This window comes from Mycobacterium sp. IDUB_36, from assembly GCF_055419225.1.
Genome location: NZ_JBVAXH010000001.1, coordinates 2,510,256 through 2,526,473 on the forward strand (window position 1 = coordinate 2,510,256; position 16,218 = coordinate 2,526,473).

Genomic DNA, 16,218 nt, shown 5'->3' on the forward strand with positions numbered 1-16,218 from the left:
GCACACTGGAGCCATGGATCCGGTAGCCGCTCTGCGACAGATCGCCTACTTCAAAGACCGCGCGCGGGAAGACACCCGGCGGGTGATGGCCTACCGCAACGCCGCCGACATCGTCGAGAGCCTGGACGAGTCGGAGCGGGAGCGGCACGGCCAGGCCAACAGCTGGCAGTCGTTGCCCGGGATCGGCCCGAAAACCGCCAAGGTGATCGCCCAGGCCTGGTCCGGTCGCGAGCCGGACGCTCTGGTCGAATTACGCGCAGCGGCTGAGGATCTCGGCGGAGGGGAGATACGCGCCGCGTTGCGCGGCGACCTGCATCTGCACTCGAACTGGTCGGACGGCTCGGCGAACATCGACGAGATGATGGCCACCGCCAAGGCGCTGGGGCACGAGTACTGCGCGCTGACCGACCACTCGCCGCGGTTGACCATCGCAAACGGACTCTCGCCCGAGCGGCTGCGCAAGCAGCTCGACGTCATCGACGGCCTGCGGGATCAATTCGCGCCCATGCGGATTCTGACCGGGATCGAGGTCGACATACTCGATGACGGCAGCCTGGACCAGGAGCCGGAGCTGTTGGAACGTCTCGACATCGTGGTGGCCAGCGTGCACTCCAAGCTGTCGATGGGCGCCCCGGCGATGACGCGACGGATGGTCGCCGCCGTCAGCAACCCGCATGCCGATGTGTTGGGGCACTGCACCGGTCGGCTGGTCGCGGGGAACCGCGGTATCCGCAACGAGTCGAGTTTCGACGCCGAAGCGGTGTTCACCGCCTGCCTCGAGCATGGCACCGCCGTCGAGATCAACTCGCGGCCCGAGCGCCGCGATCCGCCGACCCGGCTGCTGAACCTGGCGCTGGAGATCGGCTGCGACTTCAGCATCGACACCGACGCGCACGCGCCGGGCCAACTCGACTTCCTCGGCTACGGCGCGCAGCGCGCGCTGGACGCCGGCGTTCCGGTTGATCGGATCGTCAACACCTGGCCGGTGGACAAACTGCTGGCCCGGACGCGCCAGAATTAGCGGCCCGCTGGACTCGCTCGCTGCTTTACGGTTGGGCTATGGCCCGCCCATCGGTCGCTATCGCGTTGGCGCTGAGCGTTATTGCCGTGCCACCGGCGGCCGCCGATCCGGATCCGCTGCCGGACCTGAGTGGCTTCACCGTGGCCCGGCCGGAGGACTTCGGCAAGTACTACAACTACCCGACGACCTATGGAGTCAATTTCGTGACGCCGGGCGGTTACCGGTGCCGGATCACCTATACCTGGAAGGCGAACCCCAACGTCAAAGACGCCCATTGCTGGGGCGATCTACCGGGGACGGCATCGAACGCGGTCTTCGTCAGGCTGGGGATGGACGCCGACCCGGCGAGGTTTGCCGATGTGGATCTCACCGAGATGGAGAACTACTCCCCGCCTCCGCCGCATGTTCACCCGGAGCGGACCGTCGACCCGGACTCGTACACGCTGCTGCCGGCGGGCAGCAAGCTCACCTTTTCCGGCTCGGCCACCTGCGCGGCGGCCGACGCGATGACCGTCTGCGTGCTGGGTGAGCATGGCTTTGTCCTCAAACCCGGTGGCAGCCAAGCATTTTGAGGCCAAGACGGCCAACACATCAGTCCGGCAGATGCGGCACCTCGATGCCCGCGTCGCGGCCGACCAGCACGCCCCGGGTGAGCGCGGCCTTGCCGTAGCGGCGCCGCACATCGTCGATCGTCGCGTCGACGATGCCGGGCTCCGCCCCGGTGGTGAACGGCAGTACCAGCTGCTCGGCGCCGTCGCGATCGATCTCCGAGACCGCGAAACCGACCAGGGTGAGCCCCTTTTCGGCGATCAGCGGCGCGGCGGCCGCGACCAACTGTCGCGCTACGCCTAGCAGAGCGTCCGTCGAGCAGGTCGCCCGCGGCAGGGTGCGCGAGCGGGTGGCCCGCCCGAAGTCGTTGAACCGCAGCCGTAATGTGACGGTCCGGCCGGTCCGGCTCGACGCCCGCATCCGGCCGGCGATCCTATCGATCAAGCCGATCACCACGGCGTCCACCTCCGCCGCCGACATGTTGTTACCCGCGCGGCCCAGCGCCCGCTGCGCCCCGACCGACCGTCGCCGCACCCCGGTCACCACCCGCCGACGGTCGATGTTGTGGGACAGCGCGAACAGCTGGCGGCCCATGGCCGGGCCCACCATCGAGGCCAGCATGGACTCGCTCAGTTCGGCCACGTCGGAGACCCGCTCGATGCCGTGTGCCCGCAGCTTGTCGGCGGTGACCGCACCGACGCCCCACAACCGGCGCACCGGCAGCGGGTGCAGGAAGGCGAGCTCACGGCCGGGCGGGACCAGCAGCAGGCCATCGGGCTTCGCCTCCTGGCTGGCGACCTTGGCCAGGAACTTCGTCCTCGCGATACCGACCGTGATCGGCAGCCCGACCCGATCGCGGACCTGCTCGCGCAGCCGGGATGCGATCTGCACCGGCGTGCCCGCGACCCGCTTCAAGCCGCCGACATCCAGGAACGCCTCGTCGACCGAGATGGCCTCGACCAGGGGGGAGGTGTCCCGGAAGACCTCGAACACCGCGTCGCTGGCCTGGCTGTACGCCGACATCCGGGGTGGAACCACTGCGGCCTGCGGGCACAACCGCCGGGCCTGGGTGCCGCCCATCGCGGTCCGCACCCCGTAGGCCTTGGCCTCGTAGCTGGCGGCCAGCACCACGCCGCCGCCGACGATCACCGGTCGGCCGCGCAGGCCCGGGTCGTCGCGCTGCTCGACGGATGCGTAGAACGAGTCGAGGTCCGCGTGCAGAATGGTGGCTTCACCGCCGGAAACGCGCACGAACATATGTTCGCATCCACTGCCGACGAGTGCTAGGCCTGTTCGCCGTAAATGCTGGACATCCAGATGTGCACGAGGGTCTCGAGCAGCCGTTCCCTGGGTACCGAGGGGCTGTCGTCGGCGAAGGAGGTCAGCATCAGCTTCTCGTTGAGCAGGTTCAGTGCGGCCGACAGTTCCTCGGCCGGCAGCGTCACCGGCGCCGCGCCGCGAGCGCGCTCGGTCTCGATCACCACCGCGATGTGGCCGACCCATTTCTCCATGAACCGCGACCACAGCTTGCGAACGTCGGCGTTGGTACGCGCGGAGTCGGCGGCCAACGAGACGGCGCGGTGCGAGCCGAAGGTCTCGACGAACACGTTGATGCCGATCCGCCACAACGCTCTCAGGTCGGCCGGGGGATTGGCAACCATGCTCTCCAGGGCGGAGTCCGCCTCGACGATGACCCGCTCGAACAGCGTCAGCAGCACCGCGTCTTTCGACGGGTAATAGAAGTAGAACGTGGGCCGGGAGATGCCGGCGCCCTTGGCCAGGTCGTCGACCGAGATGTCGGCCAGTTGGCGGCGTTCGAGCAGCCGCTCGGCGGTGGTCAGGATCGCGAGCTCGCGGTCGTCGCCCGACGGGCGCGCCGAACGCCGCCCCCGCTGGGTGGGTTTGGAGCCGACGGTCGCCACCCGCGTTACTTTACACGGTGTTGAGTGAATCAACAGGGTGTTGACTGACTCGACACGGCGTTGATAGCGTGTCGGCCATGACTGAACATCTCGATGTTGTGATCGTCGGCGCCGGCATCTCCGGCATCAGCGCGGCCTGGCACCTGCAGGACCGCTGCCCGTCCAAGAGCTACGCGATTCTGGAGCGCCGCGCCGACCTCGGCGGCACCTGGGACCTGTTCAAGTACCCCGGCATTCGCTCCGACTCCGACATGTTCACCCTCGGCTTCCGGTTCAAGCCGTGGGAGTCGACGACGTCGATCGCCGACGGCGCCTCGATCAAGAACTACATCCGGGAAGCCGCCACCGAGAACGGCATCGACAACCACATCCGTTACCGCCAGAAGGTGATCGCCGCCGACTGGTCGGACGCCGACAACCGCTGGCACCTGACCATCGAGAACGACGGGCAGCAGGACGAACTCACCTGTTCGTTCCTGTTCGCCTGCAGCGGCTACTACAACTACGACGAGGGTTATCTGCCCAAGTTCGAGGGCTACGACGACTTCGAAGGCACCACGATCCACCCGCAGCACTGGCCGGAGGACCTGGACTACACCGGGAAGAAAATCGTCGTCATCGGCTCGGGCGCCACCTCGATCACGCTGATTCCGTCGCTGGTCAAGACAGGTGCAGGTCACGTAACAATGCTGCAGCGGTCGCCCAGCTACATCGGGTCGCTGCCGTTGAAGGACCCGTTCGCCGAGGGCGCGCAGAAGCTGTTGCCGGCCCGCGCGGCCAATGTCGCGACCCGGTGGCGATGGATCGCGTTCAGCACCTTCCAATACCAGCTCGCCCGCAAGTTCCCGAAGTCCATGCGGAAGACGCTCCTGACGATGGCCAAGCGCTACCTGCCGGAGGGCTACGACGTCGAGAAGCACTTCGGGCCCAGCTACAACCCGTGGGACCAGCGGCTGTGCCTGGCGCCCGGCGGCGACCTGTTCAAGACCATCCGTAAGGGTCAGGCCGACGTCGTCACCGACACCATCGACCGGTTCACCAAGACGGGGATCAAGCTGGGTTCCGGCCAGGAACTCGACGCCGACATCATCATCACCGCAACGGGTTTGAACCTGCAGCTGTTCGGCGGCGCCGAGATCCGGCGCAACGGCGAGGCGGTCGACCTCAACGACACGATGGCGTTCAAGGGCATGATGCTGACCGGCCTGCCCAACATGGCGTTCACCATCGGCTACACCAACGCGTCCTGGACTCTGAAGGCCGACCTGGTGTCCGAGTTCGTCTGCCGCGTGATCAATTACATGGACGAGAAGCACTTCGACACCGTGGTGCCGCAGCACCCGGGCAATGCGGTCGACGAGCGTCCGTTGATGGACTTCACCCCCGGCTACGTGCTGCGCGCCCTGGATTACCTGCCCAAGGCCGGTCACGTCTCACCGTGGCGGCTCAAGCAGAACTACTTCATGGACCTGCAGCTGATTCGCCGCGGAAAGGTCGACGACGAGGCGCTGAGCTTCGCCAAAAAGCCTGCGGCGCTGACGGTCTAGTCAGGGTCGGCGGCGACGACGACGATGCCGTCGTCGTCGCTGTAGGCGATGTCGCCGGGGACGAACTCCACCCCGCCGAGGTCCACCGTCACATCGCGGGTGCCGGCTCCGGTCTTGGTGCTCTTACGGGGATTGGTGCCCAGCGCTTTGATGCCGAGTTCGATGCCACGCAGCGTGGCGGCGTCGCGTACCGCGCCGTTGACGATCACGCCGGCCCACCCGTTGCTGCGGGCCAGATCGGCGATCAGATCGCCGATCAGCGCGGTGTGCAGCGACCCGCCTCCGTCGATCACCAGCACCCCACCGTCACCCGGCTCCGACAGCACCGACTTGAGCAGCGCGTTGTCCTGGTGGCAGCGCACGGTGCTGATCGGTCCGGCGAATTCGGTGTGCGCACCGAACTGACGGAACTGGATATCGCAGCTGCGGACCTCGGGTCCGATGTCGTCGACGAGGTCGGCCGTCGGCCGGAATAACGAAGTCACCGGGCCATGCTAAACATCGTCACTCGTCCTGTTGACGCAGATGCCGCACCAGGAGGACCGCCAGCACGCTGATCGCGATGGCCACCGCGAACGGAAGCGGCGATCGTCCCGCCGATTCGGTCGCGGGCCGAGCGGGCAGTGGATTACGAGCCGCTTCAACCGTCGATTTCGCTTGTGCCGCAACGTCTTTGGCGGCGGCAGCAAGCTGGCCGTTGGATTCCGGAGCCGCCGGCGCCAGCTTCTTCGCGGTGGCCTTCTTCGCCGGCGCTTTCTTGGCAGCGGCTTTCTTGGCGGGCGCCTTCTTCGCGACCGCCTTTTTGGCCGCCTGCTTTTTGGCCGCCTTCTCCGGTGTGGTTTTCTTCGCGGTGGCCTTCTTCGCCGGTGCCTTCTTCGCCGGTACGTCGGCGCCGTGCGAAGTCGACGCCGCGTCCGCCGGCGGCTGGGGTGGCGGCGTGGTCAGGGGAGGTTCAGGCGCGGAGTCGGGCGTCTCGTGCGGTCGATCCTGCGGGTCTGCCATCCGGAAGGCTCCTTTGCCGTTTCTCGTTGCGTACAGCGGAAAGGTCGAATCCATCATGCCAGTGCCGCGATGTCGGCCCGGCTGACGATGATTTCAGCCGGTCAGGGTCTATTTCGCATGGCCCACAGGGCGCCGCCGCCGACCAGGATCACCGCGCCCAGGACGAACGGCCAGATCGGAAGGTCGTCCGGCGAAGTGTTCGAACCCTGGGCCGATCGTCCGGGGGTGCCTGATCCGGCCGCTGTCAGGCGGAACGACCACGACCCGGCGACCACGTGCCCGTCCGCCGAGGTCACCCGGTAGTTGACCGTGTAGGTGCCGACCGGCCCGAGCGGGCGCACGCCGATGCTGACGACGGTGCCGTGCACACTCGGCTCGCCGGTGGTCCAGAGGTTGCCGTCCGGGCCGACCACCGTCATCGCCGCGAAGGTGGTTTGCAGGTCCTCGTTGAAGGTCGCGCGGACCCGGACCGGGCCGGTGCTCAACGCGGCGTTGTCCGCCGGATCGGCTGACACCCGGGCGGCGTGTGCGCCGGCCGCCCCCGCCGTCAGCGCGGTGGTGAACGCGAACGCTGCCAGCATCAGGGCCACCACACCCAGGCGGGCCCGGCGGATCACGGTCGTCGCACGATCAGCGCGAGACCCACACCCAGAGCGCCGACCAGCAAAGCGGCGCCGGCCAGGATCCGGCTGGTGTTGTCGACGACCTTGCGTGGCTGCGGCGCCGGCGGGCCGGCCGAGGCGGTCGGCGCGGCGGACGTGGGCGCTGCCGGATGGTGGGCGGGCTTCTGCGGTGAGCCCGCGACCAGGTTCAGCGTCGGAGCGGGGTGCTCGGGTTCGGCGCCGCCGGAGCCCGGCGACTGATCCCACTTCACCACCGCGCCGTCGGCGTAGGTCTGCGTGGTCGGGAAGCTCACCGAGTCGGTGTCGGGGAGTTTCAGCGCGATCCGGAACACGTCGAACTGGTCGGCCGGGATGCCGCCGTTGGGCGCCGAAGTCCAGGTGACCGAACGGACCTTGTCGCCGTCGCGGTCGATGGTGGCGGCCCACCCGGGCTTGGTCTCGGTGCGCACCGCGGCGCCATTGGGCACGTCGACCGTCAGCGCGGTGGTGGCCGCCCCGGTCGTCGATTCGTTGGGCACCTGAAAACTGATCGTCGCGTAACCCCCGCGGACAGCGTCGTCGCTGCTGGCCTGCACGTGCGCCGACGCCGTGGTGATCGCGGCAGCCGGTCCGAGATAGAGCACCGACGCCGCGGCGATTCCGATCAGGCTGCGTCGAATGATCTTGCGGTGAGCGGTCATTGGATAGCAGTTCCTGTCTGGACGGGCCGGAGCGTCAGGTCAATCCGAGGCGAGCCAACAAGTCGGCGTCGATGTCGTCGAGCTGTGTGGAGATCGCCGCGTGCGCGCCCCGCCGCCGCGCGGTCGGCATGTTCTCCGCGGCGGTGACGGCCGCGGCCAGATCGGCGAGCCGCTCGGAGATGGCGGCGACGAACTGCTTGGTCTCGAGGTCCTTGGGCTTGTTGTCCTGCACGGTCCGCAGCGATTGCTCGGCGCCGGCGATACGAGCCGACAATCGGCCGCCGCTTCCGGAGAACTGGCCGATCTGGGCCAGTGGCACACCGAGTTGGTCGGCCCGGCGCTGGTCGATCAGCCCCCGCGCCGCGATCGCCAGCCGGTAGGCGACCGGCACGATGATCGGTGCGAGCAGCCGCGACACCGTCAGCAGCCGCCGGATGCGGGTGGGGGAGAGCAGCGCTCCTTCGCGCACGGCCTTCAAGTTGGCCTCGGCGACCTTCAGCGCGGTCTGGTCGCTGTTGCGCTGGGCCTTCAACTTGTCGCGGAGCGCTTTGGTCTCGGCGCGGTGCTCGGCCTTGAACCGGCGTACCTCGTTCTTCGCCGAGAGCTTGGCCTCGAGCTTCGCCTTGGCCTTGATCGCACGCGCCTCGGCGCGGCGGGTGGCGCGGGTCTTCCGCTTACCGAACAGGCTCATTCGCGCGTTGCCTCCCCGGAATCTCGTCGGTTATCGCGGTGCCTGTGCGGCATCGATGCGCCAACCCTATCCATGCGGGGCGAGCCGATCGCCGTCAGGCGTCCAGGTGCTCCTTGCGGCGCAGCTCGTCGACGCGGTGGACGACATCCTCTTTGGACTCCGGGGACAGCTCGCTGGCGCGCAACGCGATGCGTCGAACCCCCTCGTCACGCATCACCAGCAACCACGACAGCTCCCGTTCGAGCTTCTCGTAGTACTCGTCGTCGGTGAAGTACGCGGGTTTGATCCGGAAGAAGTTCGCCAGGGCGGCCATGGTGGTCGACGACGGGTTGGTCCGATTGCCGGACCGTAGCTGCGACAGATAAGGAGCCGACATCGTCACTCCTTCCGACTTGAGCGCCGCGATGACCTCGGCCGAGGTATGCGGTCCTCGTCCGGGCGGGTAAACCGTGTCGAACAGGCGGTTCAGACGGGCGGAAAACGTCGTGCTCATTCGAAATGACCTCCACCGGGATTGGTAGACCGCATAGCTTGCGTCAAAGTATTTGCTGACCATCGTAGCCAGAGTTCTCGCCGCAACCAAGTACGAAACATCGCGTTGAATTGACGCCCATGCTATTTCTTGACACCAGCGCCGCAAGCGTCACAACTTCAAGGCGTTGTACAGCGGATACACATGATATTTTAAGGGTTTTGTGTGAAGTTTCATCGCTTTGAGGACTATTGATGGCAATTCGCCGTCGGCCGGGCGGGCCCTCGGCAACGTGTTCGGAGTCTGGCTGAAATGCAAACCGGCTTTGCTGTAGAGCGGGCCATCGTCGACTCCGGGCCGGTTTTCCGGGCCTGTTCCAGAACCGGCATCAGGCCCGGGTTGGACGCCTCGTCCGAATCGTCGGTCAATCTGTGTGAGCAGCCAGAAGGCGCGGACATACCGGCCGCCATGCTCGCGTGGTCGCCGAAACGGTCAGGCGGCGAGCAGCATCGCCAAAATAGCTGTGTCCGGGTGGCTGATCGGGTCGACGCCGACGCGGCTGACCATCGACGTGATCGTGCCGTCGGCTTCCGCCTCGACCCAGGCCGCCCGGTGCTCCAATCCGAGATACGGCAAACCGGGCAACAACACACAGCCCGACGCCGCGCCGTTGCACTCCGGCAGTGACGGCGTCGTCTCCGAGGGCGGATGCAGCATCAGCAGCGCGGGCGGTTGATGGTCGGCGAAGTATCCGGGCTGGATCGCGCGCTCGCCGACCACCGGTCCTTCGGCCAGGACCAATCCGACGGTGCCCGGCGCCGGCGTGTCGGGGAGTTCCTCGCGGACACCGAAAACCGTTGTGGTGTGCAGTAATCCGGGAAGCGATGCCACCCTGACCGCCACCATCAACAGCTGCGCCCATTCTTTGGTCGAGTCGGGCCATCGGCCAGAGATCACAAAGCCTTTGAGCGCGCCACGGGAATGGAAGGGGGCCACCTCGATGGCCCGGCCGGAACCAGTTTCCAATTCGCCCTCCGCCACAGTCGATTCGGGTATCCGCGATACGCCGGTGGGTCGATCCGATCAGCATGCGGCAGCGCGGCAACGCCCGCAAGCGGACACGGTCGATCGACGCCGAGGAAGTCCGAAAAACCTGGCCAAAAGCATTCGGGACGCCGCGCACAGTGGCGCGACGCCCCGAATGGGAGGTGGTGACGGGTCAGGCGGAAATCAGTCCCTTGGCCTGCGAGGTGGCAGCCGCGTAGCGCTTCTGCACCTCTTCCCAGTTGATGACGTTCCAGAACGCCTTGGTGTAGTCGGCTTTGACGTTCTTGTAGTCCAGGTAGAAGGCGTGCTCCCACATGTCGAGCAGCAGGATCGGCACCACGCCCAGCGGGAAGTTGGTCTGGTGGTCGTAGACCTGGAAGGTCAGCAGCTTGTCGCCGAGGCTGTCGTAGGCCAGCACTGCCCAGCCCGACCCCTGGATTCCGTTGGCCACTGCGCTGAACTGTGCGCGGAACTTGTCGAACGACCCGAACGCGTCGTCGATGGCCGCGGCCAGATCACCGGTCGGCTTGTCACCACCGTTGGGCGACAGGATCTTCCACCACACGACGTGGTTGACGTGCCCGGCCAGGTTGAACGCCAGGTTCTTCTCGTTGAGCAGGATCGACGAGTGGTCGTCCTTCGACCGGGCCTCTTCCAGCTTGGCGACGGCGTCGTTGGCACCCTTGACGTAGGTGGCGTGGTGCTTGTCGTGGTGAAGCTCGTTGATCGCACCCGAGATATGGGGTTCCAGGGCTCCGTAGTCCCAGTCCAAATCGGGCAAGGTGTAATCAGACACGCGGTTCCTTCCTGGTGGTGATCGTTTCCGATCTACTCTGACGGGCCGCTCTGAGGCTGTTGACGGCGGGTCGGCTTTGTCCCAACCCACCCTGCTTCATCGTCGTGAACGCCGCAAGAACGGGTGCTCGGCGGAGTACCCGGCAGCTTGACTTCAGAACCAGATGATGACGGCAAGCACCGCCAGCAAAACCAGAGCGATCAGGCCGGCGCGCAGCCCGGCGAGCAGATACGAGCGATTGCACGTCGACGATGTCACGTACCAGTGCGACGACGACCGCGCCGATTGGGGTCCAAACGGTTGCGTCGTCATCGGGTGGCTCCGGCCTGCTCGTCCAACTATTTCCCCCGTGAGATGAGTCACAAAAGGTCTCGGTGATCGCGATCATATCCTCTTCTGTACCGCCTGGAAAATTGCGCCGCGCAAGACCCGCTGACCAGCGAGTTTTTGCTGACGTTGTTGTTGTTCGCGTGCCAAATAGCAAATTTGGCCGCTCGCAGCGACGACAGCGACACGGCTCGCGGCGGTGTGACATGCCCCATACCTCGGCGCTGCGGAACTCCGTGAGGTTGGCTAAGAATTCGCTGAGTGCTCGTCGGACCTGTCGATCACGAACCGGTTACGGCCCTCGGTTATCCACAATCGATGGGCTGGGTCGGGCGCGCGAACGTGCGCCGATGCCGCAAACGCCGCTCGGGGTGCCTGTGGATAAACCTGTGGAAACTGTGGATACCTCGTTTTAGCTGAACGGCGGGCGTCGCGTTGTTCTGCTGCGCGTGCCAAGATCGACACCGTGAGTTCAGAACCGTCTGTCGCACAAACCGCCGTCGCCGATCTGCCCGCCGAATTCGGACCGTCCGCGCTGTTGCTGGATGTCCGCGAGGACGATGAGTGGAATCGCGGACACGCGGCAGCCGCGCAACACATTCCGATGGGTGAGGTGCCGGGTCGGCTCAACGAGATCGACCGGTCCGCCACCCTGTATGTGATCTGCAAGGCCGGTGGCCGCTCCGCGAAGGTCGCCGATTTCCTGGCCCGCGACGGGTTCGAGCCGATCAACGTCGAGGGCGGCATGCTGGCCTGGGCCGCGGCCGGGCGCCCGGTTGTGACCAACGACGGCAGTCCGGGAAGTATCTGAGCTGACGCGTCAGCCGTCGTCGCTTCGATACTCTGAACCCATGATCCGCGGTGACGACGCTGCAGAGCGCAGCGATGCGGAGGAGCAGCGCCGATGATCCGCGGTGACGACGCTGCAGAGCGCAGCGATGCGGAGGAGCAGCGCCGATGATCCAAGTGTGCTCACAGTGCGGCACACGCTGGAATGTGCGCGACAAGCAGCGGTCGTGGTGCCCACGCTGTAACGGAACGCTGTTGGCGCCGGCCGCCACCGAACCGGGCCCACCGACCGGTGCCCCCGCCGGCTGGAACGCCGGCCCGCGGCCCGCGTCTCGGCTGCCACCGGGATACCGGTGGATCGCCGTGCGGCCCGGGCCACCCCCTCCGCCGCGCCGGCCACGTCGACCGCTCGGGCCGACTCCGCGCTACCTCGCGATTCCGCGCTGGGGCCTGCACGACCACTTTGATCAGGACAGCGGGCCGGGCCGCGAGCAGCGGCAGGCGCCGCCCACCGACCGCGTCCGCAGCGCGTTCCTGGTGTCGGCGGTGGCCCTGGGCGTGGCCGCCCTGGTGCACGTGCTGCGCTACCTGCTGCTGGTGATCAACCGCAATACGCTGCTGAACTGGGTGGTCGCCGATGCGGCCGCGCTGTTCAGCGTGCTGGCGAGTCTGGCCGCCGCCGCGGCGGTTATGACGACCGCGTTCCTGCTGACCCGCTGGCTGATCGCCCGCCGCGCGGCGGCGTTCGAACATGCCGGCCTGCCGGAGTCCCGCAGCCGGCGGGCGCTGTGGGCAGGCACGCTGCTGCCGCCGTTCGCAGCGATGGCGCTGGCGATCATCTTCGCCGTCGTCGCGGCCACCACGGAGCACCTGGCCAGCTGGGCGCTGATGGCGGCCTGCCTGGCATTCTGCTGCCTGCCGCTGCTCGGGTCGGTGTGGGCGCTGGTGTACGTCATCGAGCTGGCCAAGACCGAAGGCCACTACAGCCAGCTGCGCCCGGTGATCTGGAGCTGGTGGCTGATATGGCTGGTCAGCACCCTGACGTCGGTGTTCGCCTCGATCACCAGCGGGGCGCCGGACGCCCAGGGGATCGCCAACAACACGGTGGCGATGATCGTGGCGTACCTCATCGCGCTGGCGGCGACGTTGGTGACGGTGAAGCTCTACGAAAGCTTCGAGCGCAAACCCGTCGAGCGGCCCGCCCATCGCTGGGTCGTGGTCGGTGACGACGGAGAGGACTATCCGGTGGGCGGCACGGAATCTGCTGCAGCGGTTGAGTTGCCGGGTGAAGAACCGGCAGCATAGGGAGATGACGTTCGCCGAGGAAGTAGTCTCTCGGCACCCGTTCGTAGTGGCCCACCGCGGCGCCTCGGCGTCTCGCCCCGAGCACACGCTGGCCGCCTACGACCTCGCGCTGAGGGAAGGCGCCGACGGCGTCGAGTGCGACGTCCGGCTCACCCGCGACGGCCATCTGGTCTGCGTCCACGATCGCAAGCTGGACCGGACGTCCACCGGCGCGGGCCTGGTCAGCATGATGACGCTGGCTCAGCTGCGTGAGCTGGAGTTCGGCTCCTGGCACGGCAGTTGGCGTGCCGACGGGACCCACGGCGACACCGGTCTGCTGACCCTGGACGCGCTCGTCTCGTTGGTGCTGGACTGGAAACGGCCGGTGAAGATCTTCATCGAGACCAAGCACCCCGTTCGGTACGGCGCACTGGTGGAGAGCAAAGTGCTGGCGCTGCTGCACCGCTACGGCATTGCCGCACCGGCGTCTGCCGATCTGTCCCGCGCGGTGGTGATGTCGTTCTCCGCCTCCGCGCTGTGGCGGGTCCGGCGGGCGGCGCCGTTGCTGCCGACGGTGCTGCTGGGCCGCAGTCACCGTTTTCTGGCGAGCAGCGCAGCCAGCACCATCGGGGCCACCGCGGTGGGTCCGTCGATCGCGACGCTGCGGGAGCACCCCGAGCTGGTCGACCGGGCGGCGGCACAGGGCCGGGCGCTGTACTGCTGGACCCCTGACGACTACGACGACGTCCGGTTCTGCCGCGACATCGGGGTGGCCTGGCTGGCCACCAACTACCCCGGCCGCGTCAAAGCCTGGCTGGAAGACGGCCGCACCGGCGTCGACCAGCATTAGCCAGGCCGCCAGGCCTCAGAGTCGGCCGCCGGCCGCCGCGGGTGTGTCGGCCGGGCTGCGCTCCTGGCCGATCTCCCGGTCGACGTAAGCCTCCAGGTCGAACAGGTTCGCCCCGGCGCGGTCGGCAACCCGCACCAGCGAGGTCATCAGCGACATCTCCTCCACCTGCTCGCGCAGGAACCACTGCATGAACTGCTCACCGAGGTAGTCACCCTCGTCGCGGGCCGCGGCCGCGAGTCGACTGACCTGATCGGTGACCACCCGCTCCTGATCCAGCGCCAGCGCCAGCGCGTCACGTGGGGTGTCGAACGTGTTGCGCACGCTGTCGACGCCTGGAATATCAACGCGCACATCGCGATCCAGCAGGTACTGGACGACCATCATCGCGTGGTTACGTTCCGCGACGGCTTGGGCGTAGAAATGCTTGGCGAGCTGCGGGAGGTCGGCGCCGTCGAAATACACGGCCATTGCGATGTATTGCTGGGAATTGGTGAACTCGTGGAAGACCTGCTCTTGCAGCAACGCGTGGAACTTGGTCTTGTGGCTATCGTGATCGCTCATGTCCGCCACGGTATCCCGCACGAAATACCTTGTCACCCAAGGTAATACTCACTGAGGCCAGCGTCGCCTAAGTAAACGAAGGCTACATTTACCGGCCGCGGCGGGCAGTGCGATCAGGGTTGGTCGCTCACGCTGGCCGGCACCGGCCGATCGGCGGCGAGCGCATCGAACAACGCGGCCGCCTTCTGGTGGTCCCAGACCACCACCGCACCCGCGCTGGAACTGGCGAAATCCCCGATCGGCACCGTCATCTCGGTGGTCGAGCCGTGCAGCGACCAGGCCAGCCGGGCGAGGTCCCAGACGTGGTCACCATGGTCGACGGTCAGTGCGCCGACCGCGGCGTGCGGCACCGCGTACCACCGCCAGGGATTGAGCCAGACAGCCGGGCTCACCGCCCGGTGCAGGAGTGCCGACATGAACTGGCGCTGGTCGATCATTCGATCGAGGTCGGCGCGCGGCGTGGCCCGGCTCCGGACGTAGCCGAGCGCCGTGCGGCCATCCAGCTGCTGGCATCCGGCGGGCAGATCGATGCCCGCCAGCGGGTCGTTGATCGCGGCGACCGGGCACACCGTGACCCCGCCCAGGCCGTCGACCAGGCCGGCGAACCCGCCGAAGCCGATCTCGGCATAGTGGTCGATGCGCAGACCGGTGGCCTGCTCGACCGTCTGCGCGAGCAGCGGCGCGCCACCCATGGCGAACGCCGCGTTGATCTTGTCGCGGCCGTAGCCGGGAATCGGCACAAACGAGTCGCGCGGAATGGAGACCATCGTCGTCGGGGTGCTCGATCCCAACGCCGGCACGTGCACCACCAGGATGGTGTCGGTGCGGCCGTTGCCGGTCTCGCCGCCGGTCGACAGAACTTGCTGCTGTTCGACGGTCAAGCCCTGGCGGCTGTCGGATCCGACCAGCAACCAGGTGCTACCGGGCCCGGCCGCCGGCCGATCGGGGTAATCGGTCAACGCCGTCTGGCGGTGCAGCGCCGACTCCAGCCACAGGGTGCCCCCCAGGATCGCGGCGCAGCCCAGCAGGGCGGCGATCACCAAGCTCAGCGAAATCACCTGCAGCCAAGCCCTTTTGCGGCGCACCGGCTTCGGGTCGACCAAGGTGCGGCGAGCCGGTTTCGGTTGCTCGACGGTCGTGCGGCGAGCCGGTTTCGGTTCCGCGGCGGCACGGCGGTTCGGTGTGACCGGGCGCGGCGGCGGGATGCCGGGTGGCGGCGGGCGCCGACGGCGGTAGTCGTTCACGTCAACCAACTGAGATGGCCGGCCAGCAGCGCGTATCCGGCGAATGCCACCGTGTCGATCAACCCGTGCGCTATCACCAGCGGCCACAGCCGGCCGGTCCGCCGCCACGCGTACCCGAACACCAGACCCATCACGAAATTGCCGAGGCCAGCACCGAAGCCCTGATAGAGGTGATAGGCGGCGCGCAGCAGGCTCGACCACACCAGAGCCGCGCGGGACCCGACTCCCAACTGGTCCAGCCGGGTGAGGAGGTAGCCGACGACGATGATCTCCTCGGCCCAGCCGTCGGCGAAGGCGGTGAGCACCAGCATCGGGACCCGCCACCACGAGTTGTCCAGGCCGGACGGCACCACCGAGGCGTTCAGGTGCAGGGCGCGCGCGGCCAGGTAGAGCGCCAGACCCGGCAGGCCGATCAACGCGGCCAGACCGACGCCGCCGAGCACGTCGGGGCCCCAACCGATCCGCGCCAGCCCGACACCGGCCGGGGTCGTTCCGGTGCGCCACAACAGATAGAGCCCGAGCGCGCCCCACGCGGCCAGTTGTGCGACGACCGTGGCGTTCAGCCCGAGGTCGATCAGGTCGAAGTAGGACCGTTTGGGGTTGAGCGGAATGCGCTGTGAACTCAGACCGCGCAACACCGAGTCGGCCAGCTGCAACGCCGCCGTGACCGCGCTGAGCCCGAACGTCACACCGAGCACGATCACGAGTTCGACGCGCAGCGGGCGACGCTGAACAGGTCCGTCCTCGGCAGCGCCGCTGCCGGCTTCACTGTCGGGCGCGGCCACCCCGACACGGTAACCGGCGCGGGCCGGC

20 protein-coding genes are annotated in these 16,218 nt (G+C 67.4%); 6 read left to right on the forward strand and 14 right to left on the reverse strand.

Features of this window, described 5'->3' with window-relative positions:
• Positions 1-13: 13 nt before the first annotated feature.
• Both ACZYW1_RS12355 and ACZYW1_RS12360 read left to right on the forward strand, forming a co-directional pair.
• Entirely contained in the window at positions 14-1,021 is a 1,008-nt protein-coding gene (locus ACZYW1_RS12355; RefSeq protein ID WP_463786111.1) for a PHP domain-containing protein, read from the forward strand.
• Between the two features lie 38 nt (positions 1,022-1,059).
• Complete coding sequence (locus ACZYW1_RS12360) at positions 1,060-1,593, forward strand: hypothetical protein (RefSeq protein ID WP_463786114.1); 534 nt, start codon at positions 1,060-1,062, stop codon at positions 1,591-1,593.
• A gap of 19 nt (positions 1,594-1,612) precedes the next feature.
• On the opposite strand, the gene dinB is transcribed toward ACZYW1_RS12360, so the two are convergent.
• Together dinB and ACZYW1_RS12370 are read right to left on the reverse strand one after the other, a co-directional pair.
• On the reverse strand, positions 1,613-2,827 hold the full coding sequence (gene dinB / locus ACZYW1_RS12365) for a DNA polymerase IV (RefSeq protein WP_463786115.1): 1,215 nt from the start codon (positions 2,825-2,827) through the stop codon (positions 1,613-1,615).
• Between the two features lie 26 nt (positions 2,828-2,853).
• Entirely contained in the window at positions 2,854-3,492 is a 639-nt protein-coding gene (locus ACZYW1_RS12370) for a TetR/AcrR family transcriptional regulator (RefSeq protein WP_463786118.1), read from the reverse strand.
• Positions 3,493-3,569: 77 nt separating this feature from the next.
• Here ACZYW1_RS12370 and ACZYW1_RS12375 point away from each other — a divergent pair, with 77 nt between their 5' ends.
• Positions 3,570-5,039 (forward strand): flavin-containing monooxygenase, encoded by a 1,470-nt coding sequence (locus tag ACZYW1_RS12375; RefSeq protein ID WP_463786119.1) that lies wholly within the window; start codon positions 3,570-3,572, stop codon positions 5,037-5,039.
• On the opposite strand, the gene rraA is transcribed toward ACZYW1_RS12375, so the two are convergent.
• The 9 genes from rraA to ACZYW1_RS12420 all read right to left on the reverse strand — a co-directional run bounded on the left by rraA (position 5,036) and on the right by ACZYW1_RS12420 (position 10,662).
• The gene (gene rraA, locus ACZYW1_RS12380) at positions 5,036-5,524 is read right to left on the reverse strand and encodes a ribonuclease E activity regulator RraA (protein ID WP_463786121.1); all 489 of its coding nucleotides are present in this window, start codon (positions 5,522-5,524) and stop codon (positions 5,036-5,038) included. The two genes, ACZYW1_RS12375 and rraA, sit on opposite strands and share 4 nt — an antisense overlap.
• 19 nt (positions 5,525-5,543) lie before the next feature.
• Positions 5,544-6,041 carry an Rv3852 family protein gene (locus tag ACZYW1_RS12385; RefSeq protein ID WP_463786122.1) on the reverse strand — a complete coding sequence of 166 codons (498 nt, stop codon included), beginning with the start codon at positions 6,039-6,041 and terminating at the stop codon, positions 5,544-5,546.
• Between the two features lie 101 nt (positions 6,042-6,142).
• Entirely contained in the window at positions 6,143-6,622 is a 480-nt protein-coding gene (locus ACZYW1_RS12390) for a copper resistance CopC family protein (RefSeq protein WP_463786126.1), read from the reverse strand.
• Positions 6,623-6,654: 32 nt separating this feature from the next.
• Complete coding sequence (locus tag ACZYW1_RS12395; RefSeq protein WP_463786128.1) at positions 6,655-7,344, reverse strand: YcnI family copper-binding membrane protein; 690 nt, start codon at positions 7,342-7,344, stop codon at positions 6,655-6,657.
• 34 nt (positions 7,345-7,378) lie between these two features.
• The gene (locus ACZYW1_RS12400) at positions 7,379-8,035 is read right to left on the reverse strand and encodes a DUF6474 family protein (protein ID WP_463786129.1); all 657 of its coding nucleotides are present in this window, start codon (positions 8,033-8,035) and stop codon (positions 7,379-7,381) included.
• A gap of 94 nt (positions 8,036-8,129) precedes the next feature.
• Positions 8,130-8,528 (reverse strand): transcriptional regulator, encoded by a 399-nt coding sequence (locus ACZYW1_RS12405; RefSeq protein ID WP_463786131.1) that lies wholly within the window; start codon positions 8,526-8,528, stop codon positions 8,130-8,132.
• 471 nt (positions 8,529-8,999) lie between these two features.
• Positions 9,000-9,533: a peptidase gene (locus ACZYW1_RS12410; protein ID WP_463786134.1), complete on the reverse strand. Its 534-nt coding sequence runs from the start codon at positions 9,531-9,533 to the stop codon at positions 9,000-9,002.
• Positions 9,534-9,726: 193 nt separating this feature from the next.
• The gene (locus tag ACZYW1_RS12415) at positions 9,727-10,350 is read right to left on the reverse strand and encodes a superoxide dismutase (RefSeq protein WP_463786135.1); all 624 of its coding nucleotides are present in this window, start codon (positions 10,348-10,350) and stop codon (positions 9,727-9,729) included.
• A 153-nt stretch (positions 10,351-10,503) separates the two neighbouring features.
• Positions 10,504-10,662 carry a hypothetical protein gene (locus ACZYW1_RS12420; protein ID WP_463786136.1) on the reverse strand — a complete coding sequence of 53 codons (159 nt, stop codon included), beginning with the start codon at positions 10,660-10,662 and terminating at the stop codon, positions 10,504-10,506.
• 481 nt (positions 10,663-11,143) lie between these two features.
• Between ACZYW1_RS12420 and ACZYW1_RS12425 the strand changes: the two genes are divergently transcribed.
• The 3 genes from ACZYW1_RS12425 to ACZYW1_RS12435 all read left to right on the forward strand — a co-directional run bounded on the left by ACZYW1_RS12425 (position 11,144) and on the right by ACZYW1_RS12435 (position 13,600).
• Positions 11,144-11,488 carry a rhodanese-like domain-containing protein gene (locus ACZYW1_RS12425; protein ID WP_463786138.1) on the forward strand — a complete coding sequence of 115 codons (345 nt, stop codon included), beginning with the start codon at positions 11,144-11,146 and terminating at the stop codon, positions 11,486-11,488.
• Positions 11,489-11,634: 146 nt separating this feature from the next.
• Positions 11,635-12,771: a DUF4328 domain-containing protein gene (locus tag ACZYW1_RS12430; RefSeq protein ID WP_463786139.1), complete on the forward strand. Its 1,137-nt coding sequence runs from the start codon at positions 11,635-11,637 to the stop codon at positions 12,769-12,771.
• 4 nt (positions 12,772-12,775) lie between these two features.
• Positions 12,776-13,600, forward strand: coding sequence for a glycerophosphodiester phosphodiesterase (locus ACZYW1_RS12435; RefSeq protein ID WP_463786140.1), 825 nt, complete (start codon positions 12,776-12,778; stop codon positions 13,598-13,600).
• Positions 13,601-13,615: 15 nt separating this feature from the next.
• Here ACZYW1_RS12435 and ACZYW1_RS12440 read toward each other — a convergent pair whose 3' ends face one another.
• The 3 genes from ACZYW1_RS12440 to ACZYW1_RS12450 all read right to left on the reverse strand — a co-directional run bounded on the left by ACZYW1_RS12440 (position 13,616) and on the right by ACZYW1_RS12450 (position 16,190).
• A complete protein-coding gene (locus tag ACZYW1_RS12440) occupies positions 13,616-14,161 on the reverse strand; it encodes a ferritin (protein ID WP_463786142.1) in 546 nt (181 codons plus the stop codon).
• A 113-nt stretch (positions 14,162-14,274) separates the two neighbouring features.
• Positions 14,275-15,414, reverse strand: coding sequence for an LCP family protein (locus ACZYW1_RS12445; protein ID WP_463786143.1), 1,140 nt, complete (start codon positions 15,412-15,414; stop codon positions 14,275-14,277).
• Positions 15,402-16,190 (reverse strand): CPBP family intramembrane glutamic endopeptidase, encoded by a 789-nt coding sequence (locus ACZYW1_RS12450; protein WP_463786145.1) that lies wholly within the window; start codon positions 16,188-16,190, stop codon positions 15,402-15,404. Before ACZYW1_RS12450 ends, ACZYW1_RS12445 begins: the two co-directional genes overlap by 13 nt.
• Between the last annotated feature and the right edge of the window lie 28 nt (positions 16,191-16,218).

Excerpts from the sequence above, each read along its gene's own strand:
- ACZYW1_RS12355 (WP_463786111.1), top strand. The coding sequence starts at position 14 with ATGGATCCGGTAGCCGCTCTGCGACAGATCGCCTACTTCAAAGACCGC.
- ACZYW1_RS12360 (WP_463786114.1), top strand. The coding sequence starts at position 1,060 with ATGGCCCGCCCATCGGTCGCTATCGCGTTGGCGCTGAGCGTTATTGCC.
- dinB (WP_463786115.1), bottom strand. The coding sequence starts at position 2,827 with ATGTTCGTGCGCGTTTCCGGCGGTGAAGCCACCATTCTGCACGCGGAC.
- ACZYW1_RS12375 (WP_463786119.1), top strand. The coding sequence starts at position 3,570 with ATGACTGAACATCTCGATGTTGTGATCGTCGGCGCCGGCATCTCCGGC.
- ACZYW1_RS12385 (WP_463786122.1), bottom strand. The coding sequence starts at position 6,041 with ATGGCAGACCCGCAGGATCGACCGCACGAGACGCCCGACTCCGCGCCT.
- ACZYW1_RS12390 (WP_463786126.1), bottom strand. The coding sequence starts at position 6,622 with ATGCTGGCAGCGTTCGCGTTCACCACCGCGCTGACGGCGGGGGCGGCC.
- ACZYW1_RS12395 (WP_463786128.1), bottom strand. The coding sequence starts at position 7,344 with ATGACCGCTCACCGCAAGATCATTCGACGCAGCCTGATCGGAATCGCC.
- ACZYW1_RS12400 (WP_463786129.1), bottom strand. The coding sequence starts at position 8,035 with ATGAGCCTGTTCGGTAAGCGGAAGACCCGCGCCACCCGCCGCGCCGAG.
- ACZYW1_RS12405 (WP_463786131.1), bottom strand. The coding sequence starts at position 8,528 with ATGAGCACGACGTTTTCCGCCCGTCTGAACCGCCTGTTCGACACGGTT.
- ACZYW1_RS12420 (WP_463786136.1), bottom strand. The coding sequence starts at position 10,662 with ATGACGACGCAACCGTTTGGACCCCAATCGGCGCGGTCGTCGTCGCAC.
- ACZYW1_RS12430 (WP_463786139.1), top strand. The coding sequence starts at position 11,635 with ATGATCCAAGTGTGCTCACAGTGCGGCACACGCTGGAATGTGCGCGAC.
- ACZYW1_RS12435 (WP_463786140.1), top strand. The coding sequence starts at position 12,776 with ATGACGTTCGCCGAGGAAGTAGTCTCTCGGCACCCGTTCGTAGTGGCC.
- ACZYW1_RS12440 (WP_463786142.1), bottom strand. The coding sequence starts at position 14,161 with ATGAGCGATCACGATAGCCACAAGACCAAGTTCCACGCGTTGCTGCAA.